Raw genomic sequence first — 21,886 nt, 5'->3', positions numbered from 1 at the left:
AGACGGCGCTCTGGCGGTCGCAGATTGTGTCTGTGAGCAAGAAAAGCCTACGGGGCCGTGCCCCAGATCCAACAACGCTAGCGGACGTGCAGCAAAGCCCTGTTGCTGCGCAGCTGCAGCTCACTGACGATGAGGCGCTCGTATTCGGGGGCCATGGCAAGGTCGGTCTGCATCTGGGTGCGCAGCAGATCTTCCAGCTGCTGGGTCTCTTCCCAGATCTCCAGCAATTCATTGTCGGCAAGCGTCTTCACGCGCTTGTCAAAGGGTTCATCATCGACGAAAGGCTGGCAGGAGCCCATATCAATCATCCTGTTTGGCGGTCAGAAAAAAGCGGCGTACGGCCGGGTCTTCGGCCAGCAGACGGGCCATCAGGGCAGCGCCCTGCGGGCCGGGATGCAGGCCATCCTCAAGATCATCCATGTACTCGGGCGAGGCCGCCAGAGCGGCGTGCACATTGGCACAGGGATGTCCCTTGCGGGCACATGCCGTCACATAGGCCTCGCAGAGCGAGGCGATGCGCTGGCGCATGGCGGGCTCTTTAACAGGAGGCGGGCAGATAAGCAAGACCGGACCCAGGGCCGAGGCCTGATCCAGCATCTGCATGACCGTGGCGCAGACCTCGTCCACCGGCCGCATCTGGGCAGGAGACATGTCCACCACGCCCGGGCAGAAGGCCAGATGGTTGATGGTGCCGGGGATCTGGCGGGACGCCACTTCGGCCTGCCAGCGGGCGGCGATGTCCGTGGAGGTATGGCGGCGCACGCCCAGGTTGTAGAAGGTGGCGGGCGGCATAGCGTACCAGCCGGCCTGGGAACCCAGCAGCACAAGGCGGCTGACCCAGCCGCCGGGCATGGCATTGTCATTGACGCCCAGGGTCAGGGAATCACCGAAAAAGAAGAACGTTTCCGTGGTGGAACGGGGAGCCATGATGCCTCCTGATATGAGCAGAACATATTGGCGGATGCTTTCCGGCATGATGGCACGGCCGGAACAGAGCCGCAAAAAGGGCCTTCCGCAGCCGGATGGAGCATCCATCCACGGAAGGCCCTGAAATGAACCTTTACGGGCAGACCTGGCCGTCCGCGAAATGCTGGGCCGTCTTGCTCAGGCGCAGCAACGCCCGCAGACGGGACTCGTCACCCAGCGAGGCGCAGATGCTGGTGCAGAGCAGCAGGGGCGAAAGGTAGCCGTCGCTCCAGTCCAGGCTGAATTCCAGGCTGCCGTCCTCCAATTCCTTCCAGCGCAGCAGGTGGCGGCGGATATCGCTGGTACGCGGGCCCTTCTTGGTCTCGCGGGTCAGCATGACGCTTTCCTGGGCGGCAAAGGCCGCGAAGCAGTCGCGTACGGCGGCGAGGGAAAGGCCTTCACCGTCGATATTGCCGGTGCGCAGGCGGAAGGTCTCGGCCACGGACTGTTCCGTGCGGCGGCTCTTGTCCACCTCTTCCACGCGGATGACGGCCATGCCCGTGGGCAGGGCCGCGGCCAGACGAGTATGCACTTCGGCCGCGGACATGGGGGTACGCAGGGTGATGGCGAACCATTCGGCCCGGCTTTCCATGCCCACCGGCAGGGCCCGGCCAAAGGACATCAGCGGCATGGGATGGAAGCCCTGCGAGAAGGCCATGGGCAGGTCGGCACGGCGCAGCGCGCGGTCGAGGATGGCCTGAAGCTCCAGCTGGCTGAGGTAGGAGCTGCCGCCGGTCTTGGTATGCCAGATGCGGTACTGGACGGCCTTGACGGCCAGCTCCGGCGCGATCTGCGGCGGTTTGTTCTCGTGAGTACGGCAGATGATGCGTCCTTCTTCGTCACGGGCGGGCTGGTGGGCCTGCTGGTCACGCTGGGGGAAGACCAGACGGTTGTGGTGCTCCAGCGGCCGGCCGTCCTCACCCAGGCTGGCGTGGGGCATGCGCGAAGGCCCGGCCTTGGTGTCGCAGGCGCCGCACTGGCGGCAGGCATGGTAGCGGCAGTCTTCCGTGACCTTGCCCTCCAGCGCACGTTCGTATTCACGGCGCAGGAATTCGGGCGAGATGCCGGCCTCCAGATGCTCCCAAGGCAGGTATTCGTCCATGCCGCGGGCCCGGGTGAACTCGTCGGCGGTCAGGCCGCATTCTTCCAGGGCTTCCAGCCAGGGGGCCAGATCGAAGCCTTCGATCCAGCTGGTGAAGATGCCGCCCTTGCGGTAGACCTTTTCCACCACATCGGCCAGACGGCGGTCAGCACGGGAAAGGATGCCTTCCAGATGGCTCATGGCCGGTTCGTGCCAGCGCAGCTTGAGGAACTTCTGGCCCTTGAATTCGTTACGCACCAGCTGCACACGGCGCTGGATCTCTTCCTGGCTGATCTGTTCCACCCACTGGAAGGGCGTGAAGGGCTTGGGCACGAAGGGCGAGAGCGCCGCCGTGACCTGCAGGCGCGGATTGCCCTTGCCCGCGGCGTCGCGCACCTTGCGGCAAAGGTCGGCGATGGCCTTGAGGTCCTCGTCGGTCTCGGTAGGCAGGCCGATCATGAAATAAAGCTTGACCTGGCGCCAGCCGTATTCCAGCAGCTTCTGCACATGCAGCAGCACCTGCTCCTCGGTAACGCCCTTGTTGATGACGTCACGCAGGCGCTGGCTGCCCGCTTCGGGGGCCAGGGTACAGCCCGTGCGGCGCAGGTCGGACATGCGCTGCATGATCTCGTCGTCGATGGAGCCCACGCGCAACGACGGCAGCGAAAGGCTGATCTGTTCCTGGGCGCAGCGGCCCAGCACGCCGTGGCTCAGGGTCTTGAGCGCGGAGAAGTCGCCCGTGCTCAGCGAAAGGAAGGAGATCTCGTCGAAGCCCGTCTTTTTCAGGCAGTCGTCCAGCAGGCCGGTGATGGTGTCCAGCGACCGTTCACGCACGGGGCGGTAGACCATGCCCGCATGGCAGAAACGGCAGCCGCGCGTGCAGCCGCGGGCGATCTCCAGCGACAGGCGGTTGTGCACCGCGCCGATGGGCACCACCTGGCTGGTGGGGTAGGCCACCTTGTCGAAGTCGGCCACGATGCGGCGCGAGGGCCGGGCGTGGTCGGCAAAACGGGGCTGCAAACGGCCTTCCGCATCCGGGGTGAAGAAAGAGGGGATGTAGACGCCGGGGATGTGGCGGGCTTCTTCCAGGCAGCGGTCACGCGTCCAGCCTTCGTCCAGGGCCTGTTCCAGCAGGCGCAGCACGTCGGGCAGGGATTCTTCGCCGTCGCCCAGTACCATCAGGTCGATGAAGGGGGCCAGCGGCTCGGCGCTCAGAAGGGCGCCGCCACCGGCGATGACCAGCGGGCACTGGCGCAGATCCTGCGGTCTGTCGGCCGTGCGCAGGGGGATGTTGCCCAGCTCCAGCATATAGAGCACGTTGGTGTAGCACAGCTCATGGGTGATGGAGAAGGAAAGGCAGTGCAGGTCACGCAGCGGCGTGCCGGATTCCAGCGTGCCCAGCGGGCAGCCGTGTTGCCGCAGGATGTCGCCTGCTTCGCGTTCCGGGGCCATGACCCGTTCGGCCCACCAGTGTTCGTGGCTGTTGACGATACCGTAAAGGATCTTCTGCCCCAGATAGGACATGCCGACTTCATAGGTATCGGGAAAGGCCAGGCCCACACGCAGGCGAACCTGGGCAGGGTCTTTGTGGCAGGCGCCCTCTTCGATACCGGCGTAGCGGCTGGGGCGGGGCAGAATGGGGAGCAGTGCGCGCATAAACATCCCTGTTGTCTGGATACAAAAAAGGGCGGCAGATGCCGCCCCGGAAACCTGATGGAAAACGGGCTACTTGATGAGGCCGCTGCCGGTCTGCACGGAGGGACCGAAGCTCAGCTTGCCCAGACCGCCGGCCACGGTGAGGTTGGTGCAGGCTTCGATGTACTTGTCCTGCAGTTCCTTGGGGGTGTCGGCGTAGCGGTACAGGAAGTGACGGCCTTCCAGGGTGCCGGTGAAGTTGGGCTCGAAAGGATAGCCGTAAGGCAGGAGCATCATCTGCATGCCCTGCTGGGTGGGGATGCTCTGCAGGCTGGCCACTTCGTTGAGGCAGTCTTTTTCGGCGTCGTACTTGCCGATGACCATTTCGCCGGTCACCAGCTTCATGAGGCGGATATCGTAAGCCATAATGTCTCCTCGCCAGCATGGGGCCGTATGACGGCCGGACATGCGGAAGTCTCTGAATTTTGCTCCAAATAGGTAGGCGCTGAAAGGCCGGGTGTCAAGAAAATTTCTGTTGCCTTGCGTCCTGAAGTGACTAGACTGCTGCGCATGGAACACAGCAAAAAAATCGACCTCAGCATCTCGGCGGCGGACCTGGAACGCATCGAACGGATTCTGGACTATCATTTTTCACGCCCGGAGCGGGTGGCCCTGGCCCTGACCCACAGCTCGTGGGCCAATGAGCACGGGCTGGGGCAGGCGCACAACGAGCGCCTGGAGTTCCTGGGCGATGCCGTCCTTGAACTGTGCATCTCGTGGGAGCTGTTCACGCGCTTCCCGCAGGCCCGCGAAGGCGACATGACCCGTGTGCGCTCCCAGCTGGTGGGCACCACCAGTCTGGCCCAGCGGGCCCGGGAAACGGGCATCGACCAGCTGCTGCGTCTGGGGCGCGGCGAGGAGCAGCAGGGCGGCCGCAGCCGTGACGCCGTGCTCAGCGACGTGTTCGAAGCCGTGCTGGCCTCCGTGTACGAAGACGGCGGCTATGCCGCGGCCCAAAAGGTCGTGGCCCGCATCTTCGGGACGCTTCTGGACGAGGTCAGTGTGGGCAAACCCAAAACCAAGGATTTCAAGACCAGTTTGCAGGAACGCTCGGTGGCCCTTTTCCACGATCGCCCTGTGTATACGACCCTGGCCTGTGAAGGCCCGGAACATGCCCGGCACTTCACCGTGCAGGTCTCCCTGCCCTCGGGGCAGCAGTTCACGGCCACCGGCACCAGCTGCAAAAAGGCCGAGCAGGAGGCCGCTCGCCTGGCATTATGCGCGCTGGATGCACGGGGATAGGCTGCAGGGTGGATGTTTTTTGAGGGGGGAAGGGAACCTTTTGGCTGGCGCACAAAAAGGTTCCCTTCCCCCCTCAAGCTCCCCCCATCCCTCCCAAACGCGCTTTGCTATGGAGGATGATGGGTGGCTGCCTGTGGCAAATTTGCCGCTACTGATGGTCCCCCGAAAAAATGTTGAGCCTGGCCTGTGCTGGTCAGGCTTTTTGTTTTTCTTTTTTCTTTCTTTCTTTCTTCTTCTTCTTCTTCTTTCTCTTTTGCTGGCAGTATTCGCTGGACGGGAGACCATAAAAAAGGACAGCCGTATGGCTGTCCTTTTTTATGGCTTTGGGGAAAGCGTATGGGGAAGAGGAGCGATCGGATGCCGGTCGGCCTGTACCCCGTTCGTCGCGGACGTTACAGGCTGCAAGAGCGGTACTGCCCCTGGAAGAGAACTTTCAGGCGAGGAAGAGGGATCCCCTTGCCGCCTTAAAGATACAGATGCGGCAGCACCTCGCGGGAATCCAGCCAGATGGTCACGGGGCCCCAGTTGATGAGGTGGACGCGCATGTCCGCGCCGAACACGCCCGTAGGCACGGGGCGGCCGCTTTCCTCGCTGACTTTTCGAGTGAAGCGATCGAACATCTCGCGGGACCAGGCAGGATCGCCGGCATGGGAGAAGGAGGGGCGGCGGCCCTTGCGGCAGTCGGCATACAGCGTGAACTGCGGCACCAGCAGGACATCGGCCCCGCAATCCCGGGCGGAGCGGTCGAACTTGTCGCAGCGATCCCCTTCGCCGGGGAAGATGCGCAGATCCAGCAGCTTGCGCGCCATGCCCTCAAAAACAGGGCTGTGGTGGAAGTCCGGGCCGTCCTCATCACCAAAACCGGTCATGACCAGCAGGCCCTTGCCGATGGCGCCGGTGGTCTGGCCGTCCACAGTGACGGCCGCTTCGAGGACTCGTTGAACCAGAAGTCGCATCAGTCCTCCTTGGTGGTCGCGGCACCGTCCTGCCGGGCGGCGTGGCGGGCAGCTTTCTTGGCCTGTTTGGCCATCTCTTCTTCACGCAGGGCGCGGCGCAGGACCTTGCCCACGATGGTCTTGGGCAGCTCCTCGCGGAATTCCACCAGGCGGGGCACCTTGTAGGAGGCCAGGCGCTGGCGACACCAGCCCACGATGTCGGCCTTGGTCAGCTCCACACCGGGACGGGGCACGATATAGGCCTTGAGGGCCTCGCCGCGCACGCCGTCGGGGATGCCGACGCTCACGCCTTCCAGTACGTCGGGGTGCTCCAGCAGGACTTCGTCCACTTCACGCGGATAGACGTTGTAGCCGCCCACGATGACCATGTCCTTCTTGCGGTCCATGATGAAGAAATAGCCTTCCTCGTCCATGACGGCCAGGTCGCCGGTATAGAGCCAGCCGTTGCGCAGGGCGCTGGCGGTCTCGTCGGGCAGGTGCCAGTAGCCCTGCATGACCTGCGGGCCACGGATGACCAGTTCCCCCAGCTTGCCCACAGGCAGGGGAGCGGTGCCGCTTTCGCTGTCCACGATGCGGGCATCGGTGCCGGGCAGGGGCATGCCGATGGAGCCTTCCTTCTGCTTGCTGTCTTCGCGGGGATTGATATGGGTGATGGGCGAGGCTTCCGTCAGACCGTAACCTTCGAGGATGATGGCGCCGGTCAGCTCCTGGAAGCGGCGGAAGGTATCGCGGGGCAGGGGAGCGGAACCCGAGATGCAGAGCTTGATACAGGTCAGGTCGTACTGGCCCAGAGTCTTTTGCTGCAGCAGCGAGCTGTAGACCGCGGGCGCACCGGGGAAGACCGTGGGGCGGTGCTTGCCGATGAGGTGCAGCACGTCCTGGGGCACATAGCGGGGCAGGGGCAGCACCGTGGCGGCCAGGGCGGCCGGGATGGTCAGGCCCGTGGTCAGACCGTAGACATGGAAAAAGGGCAGCAGGCCCACGAAACGGTGTTCCGTCTCGGCGGTTTCCTGGATGATACTCAGGATCTGGCGGCAGTTGGTGCCCAGATTGCTGTGGGTCAGGGCCACGCCCTTGGGGATGCCGGTGGTGCCGCCGGTATATTGCAGCAGCGCGGGCGTGTTCTGCGGGTCGGCGATGGGCTCGCTCAGGGGCTGGGCGCCCTTGCTGAAGTCCTTCCAAGCGATGACCTTGTCATCATAGGGGATGGGGACGGCCTTCTGGCGCCCCTTGGTGAAACGGTAGATGAGGTTCAGCGGGAAGGAGAGGGCGTCGGTGATGCCGGTGACCACATAGGTTTTGATGGGCAGGCGGTCACGCAACGGCGCCACGCGGGGCCAGAGCATGTCCAGCAGGACAAGGCATTCGGCACCGGCGTCATTGAGGTTCTGGAGCAGCTCCCGTTCCATGTAGAGGGGGTTGACCATCACGGCCACGGCCCCGCATTTGACCACGCCCCAGAAGGCGATCATGGTCTGGGGCAGGTTGGGCAGCATGACGGCCACGCGCTGGCCCGGCTGGATGCCCGCGCGGCGCAGGGCCCCGGCAAAGCGCTCCGCGGCCTCATGCAGGGCCTTGTAGTTCAGGCGGGTGTTCTGGAAGATCAGGGCCGGGCGCTTGGGATAGCGCGCGGCGGCCTCGTCCAGCAGGCTGTACAGGGGCTGGTCGAAAACAGTGACGGTACGGGGAACGGACGGTTCGTAATGGGAGAACCAGGGACGGTGCAGCTCGGGGGTCATGCCATTTCCTTGGTGTTGCGCGGGTGAGGGGGAAGCTGGAACGCCGTGGCCACGGCATAGGCCTTGATGCCTTCACAGGCACCGGTAAAGCCCAGCTTTTCTTCCGTGGTGGCCTTGATGTTGACCGAGTCCGTACCCAGGCCCAGCAGACGGGCCACGTTCTTGCGGATCTCTTCACGGTGGGGAGCCAGTTTGGGGGTCTGGGCCACGACGGTCAGATCCACGTGGCAGAGGGTCAGACCGGCATCCCGGAAGCGTTCCAGCACGTCGTCCAGAAGGACAGCAGAGGAAATATTGTCGAAACGGGCGTCGGCATCAGGAAAAAGACGGCCGATATCGCCCAGAGCCGCGCAGCCCAGCAGGGCATCCATCAGGGCATGGAGCAGGACGTCGCCGTCGGAATGGGCGATGACCTCGGGAGCATTGGGGATGATGATGCCGCCCAGCTTCATGGGGCGGCCGCTGCCGTAGCGGTGGACGTCATAGCCCATGCCCACGCGCGGCACCGGCATGACGGGGGAGCGTTCTTCCAGCAAGGCAAGGTCCTCGGGATGGGTGATCTTGATATTGGCGGCTTCGCCCGGCACCACCAGTACGGGGTGCCCGTGGGCTTCCATCAGGGCCGCATCGTCCGTGGCCGCGCGTCCGGCGGCGCTTTCCTGCCGGGCGGCATCATGGGCGGCCAAAAGGGGAGGCAGGGCAAAGCCCTGGGGGGTCTGCACGGCACGCAGCCGGGCACGGGGCGGCGTGTCCGTCACAAGATCGTCGCAGACGACCTTTATGGTGTCCGTGACGGCAAGGCCCGGGATGACGGCCACGGCACCTGCGGCGAGCGCATCGCACACACGGTGGACGAGGGCCGCGCTCATGAAGGGGCGCGCACTGTCGTGCACCAGCACATGCGTGGCTTCCCTGGGCAAGGCGGCCAGCCCGTGGCGCACGGAGTCCTGCCGTTCCGCCCCGCCGGCCACGGCCAGCCAGGGGATGCCGGGATCCTCGTCACGGGCCAGCTGGGCCAAGCGCTGTTTTTCTGCTTCCAGGCAATCCTGGGGGAAGACAAAAACAAGGCCCGCCACGGCCCCGGAACGGGCCAGAGTGCGGGCTGAATGCCAGTAAAGGGGAACCCCTTTCCAGAGCAGGAACTGTTTGGAGTGGCCGCCTGTAGCGGCGGACAGGCGCTTGCCCTGTCCTGCGGCCAGAACGAGGGCCCAGGGACGGACGGGAATTCGTGTCATGCTGTACTCGCAAAAAAACAGGCAGGAGTCGAACGATAAGCCGGGTTCTGTTCGCGCCGGGGCGCGCGATCGCCATTCCTCTAGAAGAGCAGTTGCCTGCCCTCTCAAGCAGCCTACCCGGAAGGTATGGCCGGGCCAGCCTCCTTCCCTATTTGGCCTTGCTCCAGACGGGGTATGCCGAGCATGCCGTGTCACCACGGCATCTGGTGGTCTCTTACTCCACCGTTTCACCCTTACCCGGCCGGTACGGGACCGGCCGGGCGGTTTGCTTTCTGTGGCGCTGTCCGAAGGTCGCCCTTCCTGGACGTTATCCAGCGTCCTGCCCTGTGGAGCCCGGACTTTCCTCTCCGGGCCAATGCCCGCAGCGGCGATCTGTCCGGCTCCTGCCTGTTGATTTTTAGTCCACCAGAGTCTTGGGTTTGGCCGGAGCGGCCTGCAGTTCCATATCCGGGAAGTGCTCGTTCCAGAAGATCAGGCGCTGGCAGTTGGGGCAGCTCAGGATCTGCTGGCCGCGCTGCAGTTCGATGAAGGACTGCGGCGGGATGGCGATATGGCAGCCGGAGCAGATGCCTTCGCGCACACCGACGATGACGGGGTGCTCAAGACGCTTGCGGATGAATTCGTACCGCACGAAGACGGGCTGGGGGATGACGCCGGCGGCATGCTGGCGCTTTTCTTCCAGTTCGGCCAGTTTGGCCTGGGCCAGCTGGATCTTTTCTTCCAGGCCGTCGCGGCGCACTTCCAGTTCGGCCTGGAGAGCACCGTGGGTCAGGTCCAGTTCGGCCAGGGCTTCGTTCTGGCGCTGCACCTCTTCCATGAGGGTCATCTTTTCTTCCTCACGGGAGCGGTTGATCTTTTCCATGCTGTCCATTTCGCGCATCATGGCATGGTATTCGCGCGTGTTTTCCACCTGCATGAGCTTGTTCTTGCTCTTCTTGATGCGGGCGGAGTCGTCGTCGATCTCCATGGCGAGGCGCTTCTGCTGTTCCTGCAGGTGGGTCAGCTTTTCCACGATGCGTTCGCGCTGGGCGTTGCTGGCATCGAATTTGGCCTGCAGCTCGTCCAGCTGACGGGGAGCGGATTCCAGTTCCTGACGCACGGCAAAGATGGCGTCGTCCACTTTCTGCAGCTCGACAAGCTGGCGGATCTGGTCAAGGTAGACAGCGGTGCTCATGAGGTTCCTCCTAAAGAACGCGGGGATGGACAGGCTGGAAAGGGGAGGCCGAAGGCACGAAGACGACTTCGAGCGTCGGGCAGGCGTGCTGCAGGTGGATGGCGGCACGCCGCATCATTTCTTCTTCCAGGCTGTGATGGCCCACGTCGAAAAGACAAAGTTGCGTATCCAGCGCCGTATGGTATTTGACGTCGCCGGTGATGAAAATGTCGGCACCTGCGGCGCGGGCCTCCTCCAGCAGGGAGGAACCCGAACCGGTGCAGTAGGCCACACGCCGGATGCTTTCCGGGCAGGGACCGCTGACGGTGGCGGTACTCAGGTCGATGTGCGCGGCCAACATGTCGGCCAGCTGCTGCAGGTCCACGGGCTCGGCCAGATCGCCGGCCAGGCCGAAGCCGTGCGGCAGATCCCCCGTGCCGGGGCCGGTGGGTTCCAGCACGGCCAGATTGTCCAGATGCAGCTCGCGGGCCAGCCAGGACACCGGGCCGTCGCTGTTGACGTCCAGCGAGGTATGCGCGGCGTAAAGCGGCACATCGTTGGTCAGCAGCAGACGCAGGACTTCGTGATAATGGCCGATGCGGTTGGGCAGCGAAGGCTTGAGCGCCAGCGGATGATGGCTGAGGATGCACTGCGCACCAAGCTCGAGCGCGGCCGAGACGAAAGCCGGACTCGGATCGAGGCAGACAGCCAGACGCGTGGCGTCGGTCCTGTGCGCGGCCACCTGCAGGCCCGAAGCGTCCCAGGACGCGGCGCCCTGCAGGGGGGCCATCTGTTCTATGATGCTAATGATCTCTGCTATATGCATATCGATCCCTCACAGTAAAAAAGCACTTCCCTGAAACCAGAAAAGTGCTTTCAAAAGCAAAGGGCGGCAGGCTCGCTGCAAATGATCGACACCTGTGTCTGCGACCACTGGGGCCGTAACCAGCAAAATGGTTCAAAGAATCTAGCTGGCCCTGAGCCCGCTGTCAAGCGGGAAGTCCCCTCCCCTCCTTATATTAAAGGGCGCGCAGGTAGCGCACGGCGTTGGAGAACAGCTGGGTGGCCGGGGGCACGTCGATGGAGCCGCGGGTCCAGGTGGGGTAGTTGGTCACATGGTGGAACGCTTCGGGGTGGGGCATGAGGCCCAGCACACGCCCGCTGGGGTCCGTCAGGCCGGCGATGGCCAGGCTGGAACCGTTGGGGTTGAGCGGATATTCCATGGTCGCCTTGCCGGTCTCGGGATCGGCATACTGCAGGGCGATGAGGTTTTCATCGGCCAGGCGCTGCAGGGTGGCGTCGTCACGGGCGATGAGCTTGCCTTCGCCGTGGCGCACGGGCATGGCCATCATGGGCAGATCCTTGGTGAAGACGCAGGGGCTTTTGGGGTTGGGCAGCAGATGCACCCAGCGGTCTTCGTAACGGGCGGAGTCGTTGTGGCTCAGAGAGACCTGGCGTTCGAAGCGGTTGTTGTCCAGGGCGGGCAGCACGCCCAGCTTGACCAGAAGCTGGAAACCGTTGCAGATGCCCAGGATCAGTTTGCCGTCGTTGATGAATTCGGTCAGGGACTGGAGCAGGGGAGTGCCCGTGCTGTCCTTCAGATAGCGCCAGCGCATGCTGGCAGCCTGGGCGGCACCCAGGTCGTCACCATCCAGGAACCCGCCGGGGAACACGAGAAAATGGTAATCGCTCAGGCGGACTTTGGCGGCCACGATGTCGGAAAAGTGCACGACGTCAGCGCGGTCGGCACCCGCGAGACGGGCGGCGTGGGCGGTTTCGAGATGGGAATTGGTGCCATAGCCGGTGATGACGAGAGTATTGACTGTGCCCATGCGGCAGAAGCCTCCTTGCAAGCGGTAGCCACAAAGGGCCACTATAGAAATGGAAAAAGAGACTACCTGCAAAGTTTATAATAGTCAATGCTGGTAAAATGATTCAGATTGGTGTAAAACCTCCCGATTGCGCGAGGGCGGTTCGCCCGGGCGCAGCACATGCGGTCCGGACCACGGTCCGCTGTATGTCATCAAAAGGTAGGAGTTCATGAAAACCAAGTTCATTTTTGTTACGGGCGGTGTGTTGTCTTCCCTGGGCAAGGGCCTTGCCGCGGCTTCGCTGGGCGCCCTGTTGCAGACCCGGGGACTTTCCGTCACCATCCAAAAGCTGGATCCGTATATCAATGTTGACCCCGGCACCATGAATCCCTTCCAGCACGGCGAAGTGTTCGTGACCGATGACGGGGCCGAGACCGACCTGGACCTGGGCCACTACGAGCGTTACCTCAACGTGCCCATGTCGCGCAAGAACAACACCACTTCCGGTGCCATCTACAACCACGTGATCGCCAAGGAACGCCGGGGTGACTACCTGGGCGGCACCGTGCAGGTGATCCCCCACATCACCGACGAGATCAAGCGCACCGTGCTTTCCCTGGCCGAAGGCGACAACGCCCCTGACGTGGCCATCATCGAGATCGGCGGCACCGTGGGCGACATCGAAGGCCTGCCCTTCCTGGAAGCCATCCGCCAGCTCAAGTCCGAGCTGGGCCGCGACAACTGCCTGAACATCCATCTGACGCTGGTGCCCTATCTCAAGGCCGCCGGTGAGCACAAGACCAAGCCCACCCAGCACAGCGTCAAGGAACTGCTTTCCATCGGCATCCAGCCCGACATCATCCTCTGCCGCTGCGAGCACAGCATCCCCGAAGAGATGCGCCGCAAGATCGCCCTGTTCTGCAACGTGGATCAGGATGCCGTGTTCTCCTCCGTGGACGTGGGCAACATCTATGAAGTGCCCCTGCGCTTCTACGAAGAAGGCTTCGACCAGAAAGTGGCCATCATGCTGCGCCTGCCCGCGCGCAACGCCCACCTGGAAGACTGGAAAAAGCTGGTCTACGACTGTGCCAATCCCCAGGGCAGTGTGACCATCGCCATCGTGGGCAAGTATGTGGACCTGAAGGAAGCCTACAAGAGCCTGCATGAAGCCCTGATCCACGGCGGCGTGGCCAACCGCGTTTCCGTGAACCTGCGCTACGTCAATTCCGAGAACGTGGACGACAGCAACGTGGCCGCCACCTTTGCCGGCTGCGACGGCATCCTGGTGCCCGGCGGCTTCGGTTACCGCGGTGTGGAAGGCAAGATCGCCGCCATCCGTTATGCCCGTGAGAACCGCATCCCCTTCTTCGGCATTTGCCTGGGCATGCAGTGCGCGGTCATCGAGTTCGCCCGTCACGTGGCCGGTCTGGAAGACGCCAACTCCGAAGAATTCGATCCCCTGAGCGCCCACAAGGTCATCTATCTGATGACCGAATGGTTCGACTTCCGCACCAAGAACCTGGAAAAGCGCGACGCCGAGAGCGACAAGGGCGGCACCATGCGCCTGGGCGCCTACCCCTGCAAGATCATCCCCGATACTCGTGCCTTTGAAGCGTACGGCAAGGAACTGGTGGAAGAACGCCATCGTCACCGTTACGAGTTCAACAACGCCTTCAAGGATCTGCTGGAAGAGAAGGGCATGGTCTTCAGCGGTACCGCCCCCGACGGTTCCCTGATGGAGATCGTGGAACTGCCCGACCATCCCTGGTTCCTGGGCTGCCAGTTCCACCCCGAGTTCAAGTCCCGTCCCATGGCGGCGCATCCCCTGTTCCGTGAATTCATCAAGGCCGCCAAGAACAACCACAAGAAATAGGGCTTTTGTGCAAGAAAAGCCGTTCAGGACGCTCCGCTGGCGCGGGGCGTCCTTTTTTTATGCAATGACTTGAAATATTCCCTTTTTTGTGCTCCCAGGCCAGCCTCCCTTGCCTATTGGTGCAGCATGTGGCATGGTATTTGAAACGTAGAAAATTTTTACTGACAGGATAGCACCCCATGGCATTGGAACTTCGTCAACAACTCAAATTGTCGCAGCAGCTGGTCATGACCCCCCAGCTGCAGCAGGCCATCAAGCTGTTGCAGCTTTCTCGTGTCGAACTTCTGGAGACCGTCCAGCAGGAATTGCTGGAGAACCCCTTCCTGGAAGAGGCTCCGGCCAATGAGCCCGTGGCTCCGCAGGATCAGGAAGAGGCGCGGCACGAGAAGCCCCAGGACGAAGTTTATGACGAAGATCTTTCCCGCAATGCCGACTGGGAGGAATACCTCGGTGAATTCGCCAGCACGCCGCGCACCTCGCAGGGACGGGAACTGGAGATCGCGGAAGAGATATCTCCCCTGGAGGCTCGTTACTCGGCCAAGCCCACGCTGGAAGGCCATCTGCTCTGGCAGCTGCATCTTTCGACCCTGACGGACGAGCAGAAGGAGATCGGCGAGATCATTATCGGCAATCTGGGCTCGTCGGGCTATCTGCGGGCCAGCGTGGAAGAGATCGCCGAGATGGCGTCCACCACGCCGGAGGCCGTGCAGACCGTGCTGGAGCGCGTACAGCTTTTCGACCCGGTGGGCGTGGCTGCCCGGGATGCCCGTGAATGTCTGTTGGTGCAGCTGAAAAACCTGCGCTATGACCGTGACCCCATCCTGCTGGAGCTGGTGCAGTCGCATCTGGAAGACCTGGAAGCCCACCGCTACAAGCCTTTGCTGCGCAAGTTCAAGCTGGATATGGAAGGCCTGCGCGAGTACCTGGACATCATCCAGTCCCTGGAGCCCCTGCCCGGTGCCAGCTTCGACGGCAGCGAGCCCACCTATGTGAGCCCTGACGTCTTCGTGTACAGCGTCGGTGACGAGTTCGTCATCCTGCTCAATGAAGATGGTTTGCCGCATCTGCAGCTCTCCAGCATGTTGCGTGATGGCGTTCCCTCCTGTAATGAAAAAGAGAAGGACTACGTTTCGGAAAAAGTACGTTCCGCCTCCTGGCTCATCCGCAGTCTGTACCAGCGGCAGCGGACGCTGTATAAAGTGGTGGAGAGCATCGTCAAACATCAGCAGCCCTTTTTCCGTGATGGCGTCACCAAGCTCGCGCCGCTCATCCTCAAGGATATCGCCGACGATATCGGGATGCATGAATCCACGGTCAGCCGCATCACCACCAACAAGTATGTGGCGACGCCGCACGGCATCTTCGAACTCAAATTTTTCTTCAACAGCGGGCTTGAACTGGACGATGGAAGTCAGGTAGGCTCAGAGAGCGTCAAGGCACTGATCAAAAAGTTCATCGCTGGCGAAGATCCCAAATCGCCCCTGAGCGACGAGCGGCTCGGCGAGCTGCTCAAGGAACAGTTGAAGGTCAATATCGCACGGCGCACGGTGGCCAAGTACCGCACGGCGCTGAACATCCCCTCATCCTCAAAGCGCAAGGAACATTTCTGATTCCTGCACCACGGGAGGTTCTATGAACATTGCTTTCACTTTCAAGAACTTCGAGGCCTCCGATCATCTGAAGAAGTATGCCCGTCGCCGCATGGAGAAGATGGGACGCTTTTTTGGCAAGGCTTCCGGACTGGAAGTCGGTGTTGTGCTTACTGTGGACAAGTTCCGGCATCGCTGTGAAGTGACCATCGCCGGCGAGGGGCTGCACCTGAGTGCTTCCGAGCAGTCTTCCGACATGTATGCCGCCATCGACCTTGTGGTGGACAAGGTCGAGGCCCAGATCAAGAAGCACGTCTCGCGTGTCAAGGAACAGCGCCGTCAGGCCCGCAATGCCAACGTGGACGTCTTCACCTACAACCTGGAAGCCGATCCCGATGAAGAACCCACCGTGGTGGGCACTGAGCGCTTTGCGCCCAAGCCCCTGCATCTGGACGAAGCCCTGATGCAGCTGGAATCCATCGGCAGTGAGTTCCTGGTCTTCATCAATGCCGAGACCGACCGCGTCAATGTGGTGTACCGCCGTCGTATCGGCGGCTATGCCGTCATCGACCCTGTCCTGTAAAGACTTCGGGGCCCCCGCAAGGGGGCCCCTTCGAGATTGCCATGAGCCAGACACCATCCGAGGGCGCGGCAGCGCCTGTCCAGGTCTGTATAGTCACCGGGCTTTCGGGGGCCGGTAAAAGTACGGCGCTGCGGGTCTTTGAAGACCTGCGCTATTTCACTGTGGACGGGCTGCCTGCCGGGCTGGCCGTCGAGATGGTGGAGATGATGCGGCGCGGATCCATGGAACGCTTCCGGGGCATGGCCCTGGGCATGGACATGCGCCAGCAGGACTTTCTGGAAGAGCTCAATGTGGCCCTTGCCCAGCTTTCCGAGCATGGGGTCCGGCCCATACTGCTTTTTCTGGAAGCCGGAGCGCAGGAACTCATGCGCCGTTATGCCACCACTCGCCGGCCCCATCCGCTGGAGCGTGAGGGCATGGGCCTTGAGGATGCCCTGCGCGAGGAACGCACTCGTCTGGCCCCTGTGCGCGAGATGGCGGATCTGGTCATAGATACCAGCCGTTTTTCCATCCATGACCTGCGCCGCGCCATCCAGAAGCGCTGGAGCAGGACATCGGGCAAGCTGCGGGCCATCCGGGTCAACGTTATCTCGTTCGGCTTCAAGTACGGTGTTCCGCGCGAGGCGGATTTCGTCTTTGACCTGCGCTTTTTGCCCAATCCCTATTTTGTAGAAAAGTTGCGTCCCCTCAGCGGCAAGGACAAAGCTGTCCGTGACTATGTTTTTGCCTCCGAGGCCGCGCAGGAATTCGAGAAGAAGCTTTTCGACCTGGTGCGCTTCATGCTGCCGCAGATGGAAGCGGAAGGCCGCTACCGGGTCGCCATCGCCGTGGGCTGTACCGGTGGCCGCCACCGTTCCGTCGCCACGGCCGAGGCCCTGTTCCAGATGCTGCGTCAGGCGGATTATCCGGCCAGTATCGAACACAGGCACCTTGAACTTGGCTAGGAAAGCTGGCACTCTTGGCCTTACGTGCTGCATTTTGCAGAAATTTCAGTTCCAGCGCGAGGTATGTCATGTCGGAACAGCAATCTTCCACCCAGGTCGGCATCATCGTTGTCGCCCATGCCGACTATGGCTCTGCCATGTTGCGCACGGCGGAGTTCATTCTTGGTACCCTGAGCGACTGCACCTCCATCAGCGTGGACATCGCCCAGGAAGTGCCCGAGACCGTGCGCCGTCTGGACGATGCCGCCCAGCGGCTGGACAAGGGCGCCGGGGTCATCATCCTCACCGACATGTTCGGCGGCACCCCCACCAATCTGGCCCTCTCCCTGCTGGGGAGCCATAATGTGGAAGTCGTCACCGGCGTCAACCTGCCCATGCTGCTCAAGGTCTTCACCTGTCGCGAAAAGCCCCTGGCCGAGCTGGCCAAGCTGGCCGGAGAGGCCGGAACCAAGGGCATCGTCGTGGCCGGCAGCATGCTGCGTTCCCGGAACAAAGAAAAAACAGGCGATTGATCCGTATGCTCTGGTTCAGAGTGGACAACCGTCTGGTGCACGGGCAGGTCATCGAAGGCTGGCTGCCCTATGTGGCCGCCCGGCACCTGATAGTTGCCAATGACGCCATGTCGGCGGACCTGCTGCAGCAGCAGATCGTCTCCTTGGCCGTGCCGGAGCAGGTGGCCATCCACTTCGTACCGGTGGACGCTCTGCTCGAGACCCTGGCCTGCTGTGGCGAGAGCAGCCTCGTCCTCTTTGCCGACTGTCAGGATGCCCGCAGGGCCCTGGAAAGCGGCGTCGCCATCCGGGCCCTCAATATCGGCAATCTGCACTACGCACCGGGCAAGATCCAGGTCTTCCCGCATGTGGCCCTTTCCGAACAGGACAGGGAGGACTTGCGGGCCATGCTGCAACAGCAGGTAGAGCTGGATTTCCGCTGTGTGCCTTCCGACAAAATCCGGGATGCTTATGAGCAGCTTCTCTGATGCCCTCTGGCTGGGCGTGCAATACGCTTTTTTTTTGTCCTCGCGGGGGTAGCCCGTTCCTCTTTTGTCTTCAGGCTGGCTGACAGGCCCCTGTTCTGGGCCCTGCTGCTGGGCGGTCTTTCCGGCCAGTGGCAGCCCGCGCTCTCGCTGGGGATCGTGGTGGAGCTGCTCTGGCTCGATGTCATCGCCTTGGGCAGTGTGGTCCCGCCTTTCGGGACCCTGGCCTTCCTGCTGCTTTTCCCCCTGTCCATCATTCCGGGCTGGTCCGAGGCCCATCAGTTCCTAGCTCCCCTGATGTTCGCGGTATTCGCGGCTTACGGAGCCAGCTATGCGGAGCGTTACCAGCGGGTGGCCCTCAATCCGTTGGTGGACTTGGTCACGGCGTGGTTTTCTTCCGGTCGCGGCTGTACGCCGGGGCAGGCCGTGGCACTGGGGACCGTTGTGCGCGCTGCCTGGCAGTTCTCGCTCTACATGCTGTGCTATGTGGCCTTGTGGCTGGCCTGTGATTTGCTGGGAGATGCGATCTTCCTTTTTGAAGGGCAGATGAGCTGGCCCATATTGTTTGCTGCCAGCATGGTGGGCGGCATCCTTTCGTTACGTACACGCCGGGCGTATGCCTGCCTTACGGGGATGTTCGTAGCTGTCTGTGGCTTTTTGGCCGTGACCAGACTGGACATGTTCTAGGAGCTGCCGGGCGCTTTCGGGGAACAGATCCTTCATAACCTTGCTATAAAAAAGCTGCGTCCTGCAGGGCATTGCCGTGCGGACGCAGCTTTTTTCGGTTGCCATCTGTGGTGGAGGACAGTGCCGGAGGAAGACGGTTTTTGCCGTCATCCCTGGTGAAAAGTCTGCATCCAGGCCAGCACGGGCAAGAGCAGGGCCAACAAGGCGGACAGCCATTGCGGCAGGCCCGGCCAGCGCCGTCTGGTACGCAGGGCCTCCCAGAAACCGAGGGGCATGCCGGCCACCAGGCCGCAGATATGGGCCAGATAGTCCACGTTCCCTTCGCCCATGCCCCACATGGCCAGAATGCCTACTCCGGCCGCCAGCGGCAGATAGCGTTTGCTTTCATGATGCAGGACCATATACCCGGCCAGGGCTCCGATGGCCGCGAAGACAGCTGTGGAAAAGCCCAGGCTGAGGACGAATTCCCGTCGCAGCGCCACGGTGAGCAGATTGCCGAGCCCGCCGCCCAGTACGGTCAGCAGCAGGGCGCGCCCCGGACCTGTCAGCCGGGCCAGCAGGGGCAGCATGATACCGCCCAGCAGGACATTGCCGGTCAGGTGAGCGGCGTCGGCATGCAGGGTCAGGGCCGTGAACAGGCGTTGCCATTCGCCGTAGATGCGCAGGCGGACGTTGTCCAGCGCTCCGGCCTGTTCCCAGCTCGCCGGCAAGGGCAGGCCGTCGGGCAGCGGCCACCAGCCGCTACGCAGACCGTGCCAGAAAACGAGCAGCAGCAGGGGCAGGGCAGCCAGCCAGCAGCGGGCATGGAGCGCGGGCGGCAGGCCCCGGGGGACCGGAGGGCGTTGTTTTTCCGCATGGAAGTGCTGCAATTCCTGCCGGGCCAGATCTTCCAGCAGGGCAGGTACATAGATGTATTCTTTTTGGCGGAAGCGCCAGAGCTGATGGGGCAGACCGCAGGCGCTGAGCACAAGGATCATTTCCTGGCGCTGGCTGTAGGAGGTGATGCCCTCAGGGCCGGTGAGAGAGCGCCAGTGAAAGGGCAGGGGACGCGGGCGGCGCTGGGCGTGCCAGTATCCCGCAAAAGGGGCAGGCAGACGCAGAAGACGGGGCTTCATAGCAAAAAAGCCCCGATTGCAGTGGCAACCGGGGCTTTGCGGACAAAAAACAAGTTAGTCCTGCTTGGCGCGGGCGGCGGGCTTGGTCACCACACCGGAGCGCAGGCAACGGGTGCACACGGTCAGGGTGCGCACGGTGCCGTCAGCGAACTGATGACGCACGCGCTGCAGGTTGGGGTTGAAGCGGCGCTTGGTCTTGATGTTGGAATGGCTGACAAGATTGCCGACCTGGGGCTTTTTGCCGCAGAAATCGCATTCTTTGCTCATGATGTCCTCCGTATATGCAGAAAACTGTGTGTATCGTTTATGCGGCAAAGCCGGGTAACAGCGGCCGCGCATTGCGCAGGCAATGAGCCATGCATCCAGCATGGCCGCGCAAGCAGTTCCTTTACCCAAGCTTTGCCAAAAAGGCAAGCCTTTTTCCGGGAAAAGCCCAAATTTCTTTGCTGTGGGCTATTTTTCGGGCGTCAGGCACGGGCAGAGCATCTGGCGCCGGGGGAGGGCGGCCCCTTCCGGAGGGCGACATCCTGCCTGTCCGGCTTCCGTATGCGACAGCAGGCGGGCATGGACGCGGCAGCCGATGGCATAGGGGGGCAGCCACTGCCGCCACTGTGGTGTCGCGGCGTCGATGGCAAGTCGTGCCAGATCCGGGCAGGCGGTGCAGGAAGCGCAGGGGGCATCCGGCAGTTCCAGCACGCAGCAGGCATCCGGGGACTGCTCCAGCGTGGCCATGAGGCTGACGGTGCGGTGGCGCAGATCCAGCTCGGCATCCATGGCCGTGGCGCAGGCCTCGGCATCATAGCCCAGTTCTTCATACGCCATCCAGATCACTTCACCATTCATGCGCCCGTACAGGGGATGGCTGTTCCGCAGGCGTTTTTTTTCAATATCGGGCAGCGTGGCGCTGTCCACCAGGGGAAGGGTGTCGTCCATGGTCCTCCAGGGGCAAAAAAAGGGGCCGGCAGGGCCGGCCCCAGGATGACAGATTCGGCGGGGGTTACTTCAGCAGGCCTTGCAGGGTCTGCTTGCCCTTGCTGATGGTCTGGTCGAATTCCTGCTGCAGGGATTCCATCAGTTCCTTGACGGAAACGATGCTGTTGACCCGGGCCACGTTGGCGCCGCAGAAAGCGAAGCCGCGTTCCAGGTTGCCCTTCATGGCACTGATGAGGGCCTGGGCGATGCAGTAGGGCGTCTTTTCCTGGTCGCAGGTATGCACGCAGTGGAAGACGCATTTGAAGGGTTTTTTGTTGCCCTGGCGGGCGGCCTCGATGAAGTCGTTCTGCAGGGCGCGGCCGGGCATGCCCACCGGGCTCTTGATGATGGTGATGTCTTCTTCGCGGGCAGAGATGTAGCTCTGCTTGAAGCGGTCATCGGCATCACATTCCTTGGTGGCCACGAAGCGGGTGCCCATCTGGACGCCGGAAGCACCGAGGTCGAGGAACTTTTTGATGTCTTCGCCGGTGTAGATGCCGCCGGCGGCGATGACGGGCACGGCGCGGCCTTTCTGGTCTTCAAGGCGCTTGGCGGCCTCGACCACCTGGGGGACCAGGACTTCCAGGGCGAAGTTCGGGTCGTTGATCTCTTCACGCTTGAAGCCGAGATGGCCGCCGGCCTTGGGGCCTTCCACCACGAAGGCGTCGGGCAGGTAGTCGAAGCGGGAGAGCCACTTGCGGGCGATCAGGGTCGCCGCACGGGCGGAAGAGACGATGGGGACCAGTTTGGTCTTGAACTCTTCCTTTTTTTCTTCGCAGGCCTGCAGAAGATGCTTGGGCATCTCCAGGGGCAGACCGGCGCCGGAAAAGATGATGTCGGCACGATTTTCGATGGCCGTGCGCACCATCTGGCTGAAGGTGGTCAGCGCCACCATGATGTTGACGCCGATGATGCCCTGGGTCTTTTCCCGGGCCTTGGTCAGCTCCTGGCGCAGGGCGCGCAGGTTGGCTTCGATGGGGTTCTTGGCCACGTCGGGCTCTTTCATCCCGATCATGGCTCCGGCGATGACGCCGATGCCGCCCTGATTGGCAACAGCAGAGGCGAGGCCGGAAAGGGAAATGCCAACACCCATGCCGCCTTGGACGATGGGCATTTTAGCGGTCAGGTCTCCAATGGACAAAGAAGGAAAAGCCATGATGCAACCTCCAACATGGCGCTATAAGGTAAAGCCCCCGAAGGGGCGGTATTGAAATCGATTTTCGGAAAGCATTACCAGAAAAAACCTATTTTCACAAGGCTGCTACATCT

At 62.4% G+C, this 21,886-nt stretch carries 22 protein-coding genes and 1 other RNA gene; 8 read left to right on the top strand and 15 right to left on the bottom strand.

From position 1 onward, the window contains the following. Positions 1 to 77: 77 nt before the first annotated feature. The 4 genes from ACQRBR_RS02585 to ACQRBR_RS02570 all read right to left on the bottom strand — a co-directional run bounded on the left by ACQRBR_RS02585 (position 78) and on the right by ACQRBR_RS02570 (position 4,108). Positions 78 to 299, bottom strand: coding sequence for a hypothetical protein (locus tag ACQRBR_RS02585; protein WP_040369113.1), 222 nt, complete (start codon positions 297 to 299; stop codon positions 78 to 80). 1 nt (position 300) lies between these two features. Then, positions 301 to 927: a GDSL-type esterase/lipase family protein gene (locus ACQRBR_RS02580; protein ID WP_427812238.1), complete on the bottom strand. Its 627-nt coding sequence runs from the start codon at positions 925 to 927 to the stop codon at positions 301 to 303. 133 nt (positions 928 to 1,060) lie between these two features. Continuing rightward, the gene (locus ACQRBR_RS02575) at positions 1,061 to 3,703 is read right to left on the bottom strand and encodes a TIGR03960 family B12-binding radical SAM protein (protein ID WP_427812237.1); all 2,643 of its coding nucleotides are present in this window, start codon (positions 3,701 to 3,703) and stop codon (positions 1,061 to 1,063) included. A 69-nt stretch (positions 3,704 to 3,772) separates the two neighbouring features. After that, a complete protein-coding gene (locus tag ACQRBR_RS02570; protein ID WP_040369116.1) occupies positions 3,773 to 4,108 on the bottom strand; it encodes a hypothetical protein in 336 nt (111 codons plus the stop codon). A gap of 144 nt (positions 4,109 to 4,252) precedes the next feature. Here ACQRBR_RS02570 and rnc point away from each other — a divergent pair, with 144 nt between their 5' ends. After that, complete coding sequence (gene rnc / locus ACQRBR_RS02565) at positions 4,253 to 4,984, top strand: ribonuclease III (RefSeq protein WP_427812236.1); 732 nt, start codon at positions 4,253 to 4,255, stop codon at positions 4,982 to 4,984. Positions 4,985 to 5,448: 464 nt separating this feature from the next. On the opposite strand, the gene dtd is transcribed toward rnc, so the two are convergent. The 7 genes from dtd to ACQRBR_RS02530 form a co-directional block, all read right to left on the bottom strand. Beyond that, a complete protein-coding gene (dtd, locus tag ACQRBR_RS02560) occupies positions 5,449 to 5,940 on the bottom strand; it encodes a D-aminoacyl-tRNA deacylase (protein WP_168935764.1) in 492 nt (163 codons plus the stop codon). Next, on the bottom strand, positions 5,940 to 7,679 hold the full coding sequence (locus ACQRBR_RS02555; RefSeq protein WP_427812235.1) for a long-chain-fatty-acid--CoA ligase: 1,740 nt from the start codon (positions 7,677 to 7,679) through the stop codon (positions 5,940 to 5,942). Before ACQRBR_RS02555 ends, dtd begins: the two co-directional genes overlap by 1 nt. Further along, complete coding sequence (gene ispD / locus ACQRBR_RS02550; protein WP_427812234.1) at positions 7,676 to 8,914, bottom strand: 2-C-methyl-D-erythritol 4-phosphate cytidylyltransferase; 1,239 nt, start codon at positions 8,912 to 8,914, stop codon at positions 7,676 to 7,678. The genes ACQRBR_RS02555 and ispD overlap by 4 nt, the downstream gene beginning before the upstream one ends. Before the next feature lie 20 nt (positions 8,915 to 8,934). Continuing rightward, positions 8,935 to 9,298: RNase P RNA component class A (gene rnpB, locus ACQRBR_RS02545), an RNA gene on the bottom strand. Between the two features lie 13 nt (positions 9,299 to 9,311). Then, positions 9,312 to 10,088, bottom strand: a complete 777-nt coding sequence (locus tag ACQRBR_RS02540; RefSeq protein WP_168935761.1) for a zinc ribbon domain-containing protein — start codon at positions 10,086 to 10,088, stop codon at positions 9,312 to 9,314. A gap of 10 nt (positions 10,089 to 10,098) precedes the next feature. Next, a complete protein-coding gene (locus ACQRBR_RS02535; protein WP_427812233.1) occupies positions 10,099 to 10,893 on the bottom strand; it encodes a Nif3-like dinuclear metal center hexameric protein in 795 nt (264 codons plus the stop codon). 193 nt (positions 10,894 to 11,086) lie between these two features. Then, positions 11,087 to 11,899: a phosphoribosylformylglycinamidine synthase subunit PurQ gene (locus ACQRBR_RS02530; RefSeq protein ID WP_006004563.1), complete on the bottom strand. Its 813-nt coding sequence runs from the start codon at positions 11,897 to 11,899 to the stop codon at positions 11,087 to 11,089. 208 nt (positions 11,900 to 12,107) lie between these two features. Here ACQRBR_RS02530 and ACQRBR_RS02525 point away from each other — a divergent pair, with 208 nt between their 5' ends. The 7 genes from ACQRBR_RS02525 (at position 12,108) to ACQRBR_RS02495 (ending at position 18,530) form a co-directional block, all read left to right on the top strand. Beyond that, positions 12,108 to 13,751 (top strand): CTP synthase, encoded by a 1,644-nt coding sequence (locus ACQRBR_RS02525; protein ID WP_006004567.1) that lies wholly within the window; start codon positions 12,108 to 12,110, stop codon positions 13,749 to 13,751. Positions 13,752 to 13,930: 179 nt separating this feature from the next. Then, positions 13,931 to 15,361 (top strand): RNA polymerase factor sigma-54, encoded by a 1,431-nt coding sequence (gene rpoN, locus ACQRBR_RS02520; RefSeq protein WP_427812232.1) that lies wholly within the window; start codon positions 13,931 to 13,933, stop codon positions 15,359 to 15,361. Positions 15,362 to 15,383: 22 nt separating this feature from the next. Further along, a complete protein-coding gene (hpf, locus tag ACQRBR_RS02515; RefSeq protein WP_006004573.1) occupies positions 15,384 to 15,923 on the top strand; it encodes a ribosome hibernation-promoting factor, HPF/YfiA family in 540 nt (179 codons plus the stop codon). A gap of 41 nt (positions 15,924 to 15,964) precedes the next feature. Continuing rightward, positions 15,965 to 16,867, top strand: coding sequence for an RNase adapter RapZ (gene rapZ, locus ACQRBR_RS02510; RefSeq protein WP_427812231.1), 903 nt, complete (start codon positions 15,965 to 15,967; stop codon positions 16,865 to 16,867). A 68-nt stretch (positions 16,868 to 16,935) separates the two neighbouring features. Further along, positions 16,936 to 17,379, top strand: coding sequence for a PTS sugar transporter subunit IIA (locus ACQRBR_RS02505; RefSeq protein ID WP_006004575.1), 444 nt, complete (start codon positions 16,936 to 16,938; stop codon positions 17,377 to 17,379). A gap of 5 nt (positions 17,380 to 17,384) precedes the next feature. Beyond that, positions 17,385 to 17,846: a PTS sugar transporter subunit IIB gene (locus tag ACQRBR_RS02500; protein ID WP_321127185.1), complete on the top strand. Its 462-nt coding sequence runs from the start codon at positions 17,385 to 17,387 to the stop codon at positions 17,844 to 17,846. Positions 17,847 to 18,002: 156 nt separating this feature from the next. Next, positions 18,003 to 18,530, top strand: coding sequence for a hypothetical protein (locus ACQRBR_RS02495; protein ID WP_427812230.1), 528 nt, complete (start codon positions 18,003 to 18,005; stop codon positions 18,528 to 18,530). A gap of 146 nt (positions 18,531 to 18,676) precedes the next feature. Here the strand turns inward: ACQRBR_RS02495 and ACQRBR_RS02490 are convergent, their stop codons facing one another. From ACQRBR_RS02490 to ACQRBR_RS02475, 4 genes are all read right to left on the bottom strand, one after another. Beyond that, positions 18,677 to 19,645: a rhomboid family intramembrane serine protease gene (locus ACQRBR_RS02490; protein WP_427812229.1), complete on the bottom strand. Its 969-nt coding sequence runs from the start codon at positions 19,643 to 19,645 to the stop codon at positions 18,677 to 18,679. 54 nt (positions 19,646 to 19,699) lie between these two features. Then, a complete protein-coding gene (gene rpmB / locus ACQRBR_RS02485; RefSeq protein WP_040369119.1) occupies positions 19,700 to 19,912 on the bottom strand; it encodes a 50S ribosomal protein L28 in 213 nt (70 codons plus the stop codon). Between the two features lie 186 nt (positions 19,913 to 20,098). After that, complete coding sequence (locus ACQRBR_RS02480) at positions 20,099 to 20,578, bottom strand: hypothetical protein (protein WP_427812228.1); 480 nt, start codon at positions 20,576 to 20,578, stop codon at positions 20,099 to 20,101. A gap of 64 nt (positions 20,579 to 20,642) precedes the next feature. Further along, the gene (locus ACQRBR_RS02475) at positions 20,643 to 21,773 is read right to left on the bottom strand and encodes an NAD(P)H-dependent flavin oxidoreductase (RefSeq protein ID WP_303881162.1); all 1,131 of its coding nucleotides are present in this window, start codon (positions 21,771 to 21,773) and stop codon (positions 20,643 to 20,645) included. Positions 21,774 to 21,886: the final 113 nt, after the last annotated feature.

The sequence above is a fragment of the Desulfovibrio sp. SGI.133 genome, assembly GCF_050313955.1.
Taxonomy (GTDB): domain Bacteria; phylum Desulfobacterota; class Desulfovibrionia; order Desulfovibrionales; family Desulfovibrionaceae; genus Desulfovibrio.
Note: the sequence above shows the minus strand (reverse complement) of the source record. Positions and strands in the feature narration are given on the sequence as shown.

Coding starts and splice junctions, on each gene's coding strand:
- ACQRBR_RS02585 (WP_040369113.1), bottom strand. CDS start 299: ATGGGCTCCTGCCAGCCTTTCGTCGATGATGAACCCTTTGACAAGCGC.
- ACQRBR_RS02580 (WP_427812238.1), bottom strand. CDS start 927: ATGGCTCCCCGTTCCACCACGGAAACGTTCTTCTTTTTCGGTGATTCC.
- ACQRBR_RS02575 (WP_427812237.1), bottom strand. CDS start 3,703: ATGCGCGCACTGCTCCCCATTCTGCCCCGCCCCAGCCGCTACGCCGGT.
- ACQRBR_RS02570 (WP_040369116.1), bottom strand. CDS start 4,108: ATGGCTTACGATATCCGCCTCATGAAGCTGGTGACCGGCGAAATGGTC.
- rnc (WP_427812236.1), top strand. CDS start 4,253: ATGGAACACAGCAAAAAAATCGACCTCAGCATCTCGGCGGCGGACCTG.
- dtd (WP_168935764.1), bottom strand. CDS start 5,940: ATGCGACTTCTGGTTCAACGAGTCCTCGAAGCGGCCGTCACTGTGGAC.
- ACQRBR_RS02555 (WP_427812235.1), bottom strand. CDS start 7,679: ATGACCCCCGAGCTGCACCGTCCCTGGTTCTCCCATTACGAACCGTCC.
- ispD (WP_427812234.1), bottom strand. CDS start 8,914: ATGACACGAATTCCCGTCCGTCCCTGGGCCCTCGTTCTGGCCGCAGGA.
- ACQRBR_RS02540 (WP_168935761.1), bottom strand. CDS start 10,088: ATGAGCACCGCTGTCTACCTTGACCAGATCCGCCAGCTTGTCGAGCTG.
- ACQRBR_RS02535 (WP_427812233.1), bottom strand. CDS start 10,893: ATGCATATAGCAGAGATCATTAGCATCATAGAACAGATGGCCCCCCTG.
- ACQRBR_RS02530 (WP_006004563.1), bottom strand. CDS start 11,899: ATGGGCACAGTCAATACTCTCGTCATCACCGGCTATGGCACCAATTCC.
- ACQRBR_RS02525 (WP_006004567.1), top strand. CDS start 12,108: ATGAAAACCAAGTTCATTTTTGTTACGGGCGGTGTGTTGTCTTCCCTG.
- rpoN (WP_427812232.1), top strand. CDS start 13,931: ATGGCATTGGAACTTCGTCAACAACTCAAATTGTCGCAGCAGCTGGTC.
- hpf (WP_006004573.1), top strand. CDS start 15,384: ATGAACATTGCTTTCACTTTCAAGAACTTCGAGGCCTCCGATCATCTG.
- rapZ (WP_427812231.1), top strand. CDS start 15,965: ATGAGCCAGACACCATCCGAGGGCGCGGCAGCGCCTGTCCAGGTCTGT.
- ACQRBR_RS02505 (WP_006004575.1), top strand. CDS start 16,936: ATGTCGGAACAGCAATCTTCCACCCAGGTCGGCATCATCGTTGTCGCC.
- ACQRBR_RS02500 (WP_321127185.1), top strand. CDS start 17,385: ATGCTCTGGTTCAGAGTGGACAACCGTCTGGTGCACGGGCAGGTCATC.
- ACQRBR_RS02490 (WP_427812229.1), bottom strand. CDS start 19,645: ATGAAGCCCCGTCTTCTGCGTCTGCCTGCCCCTTTTGCGGGATACTGG.
- rpmB (WP_040369119.1), bottom strand. CDS start 19,912: ATGAGCAAAGAATGCGATTTCTGCGGCAAAAAGCCCCAGGTCGGCAAT.
- ACQRBR_RS02480 (WP_427812228.1), bottom strand. CDS start 20,578: ATGGACGACACCCTTCCCCTGGTGGACAGCGCCACGCTGCCCGATATT.
- ACQRBR_RS02475 (WP_303881162.1), bottom strand. CDS start 21,773: ATGGCTTTTCCTTCTTTGTCCATTGGAGACCTGACCGCTAAAATGCCC.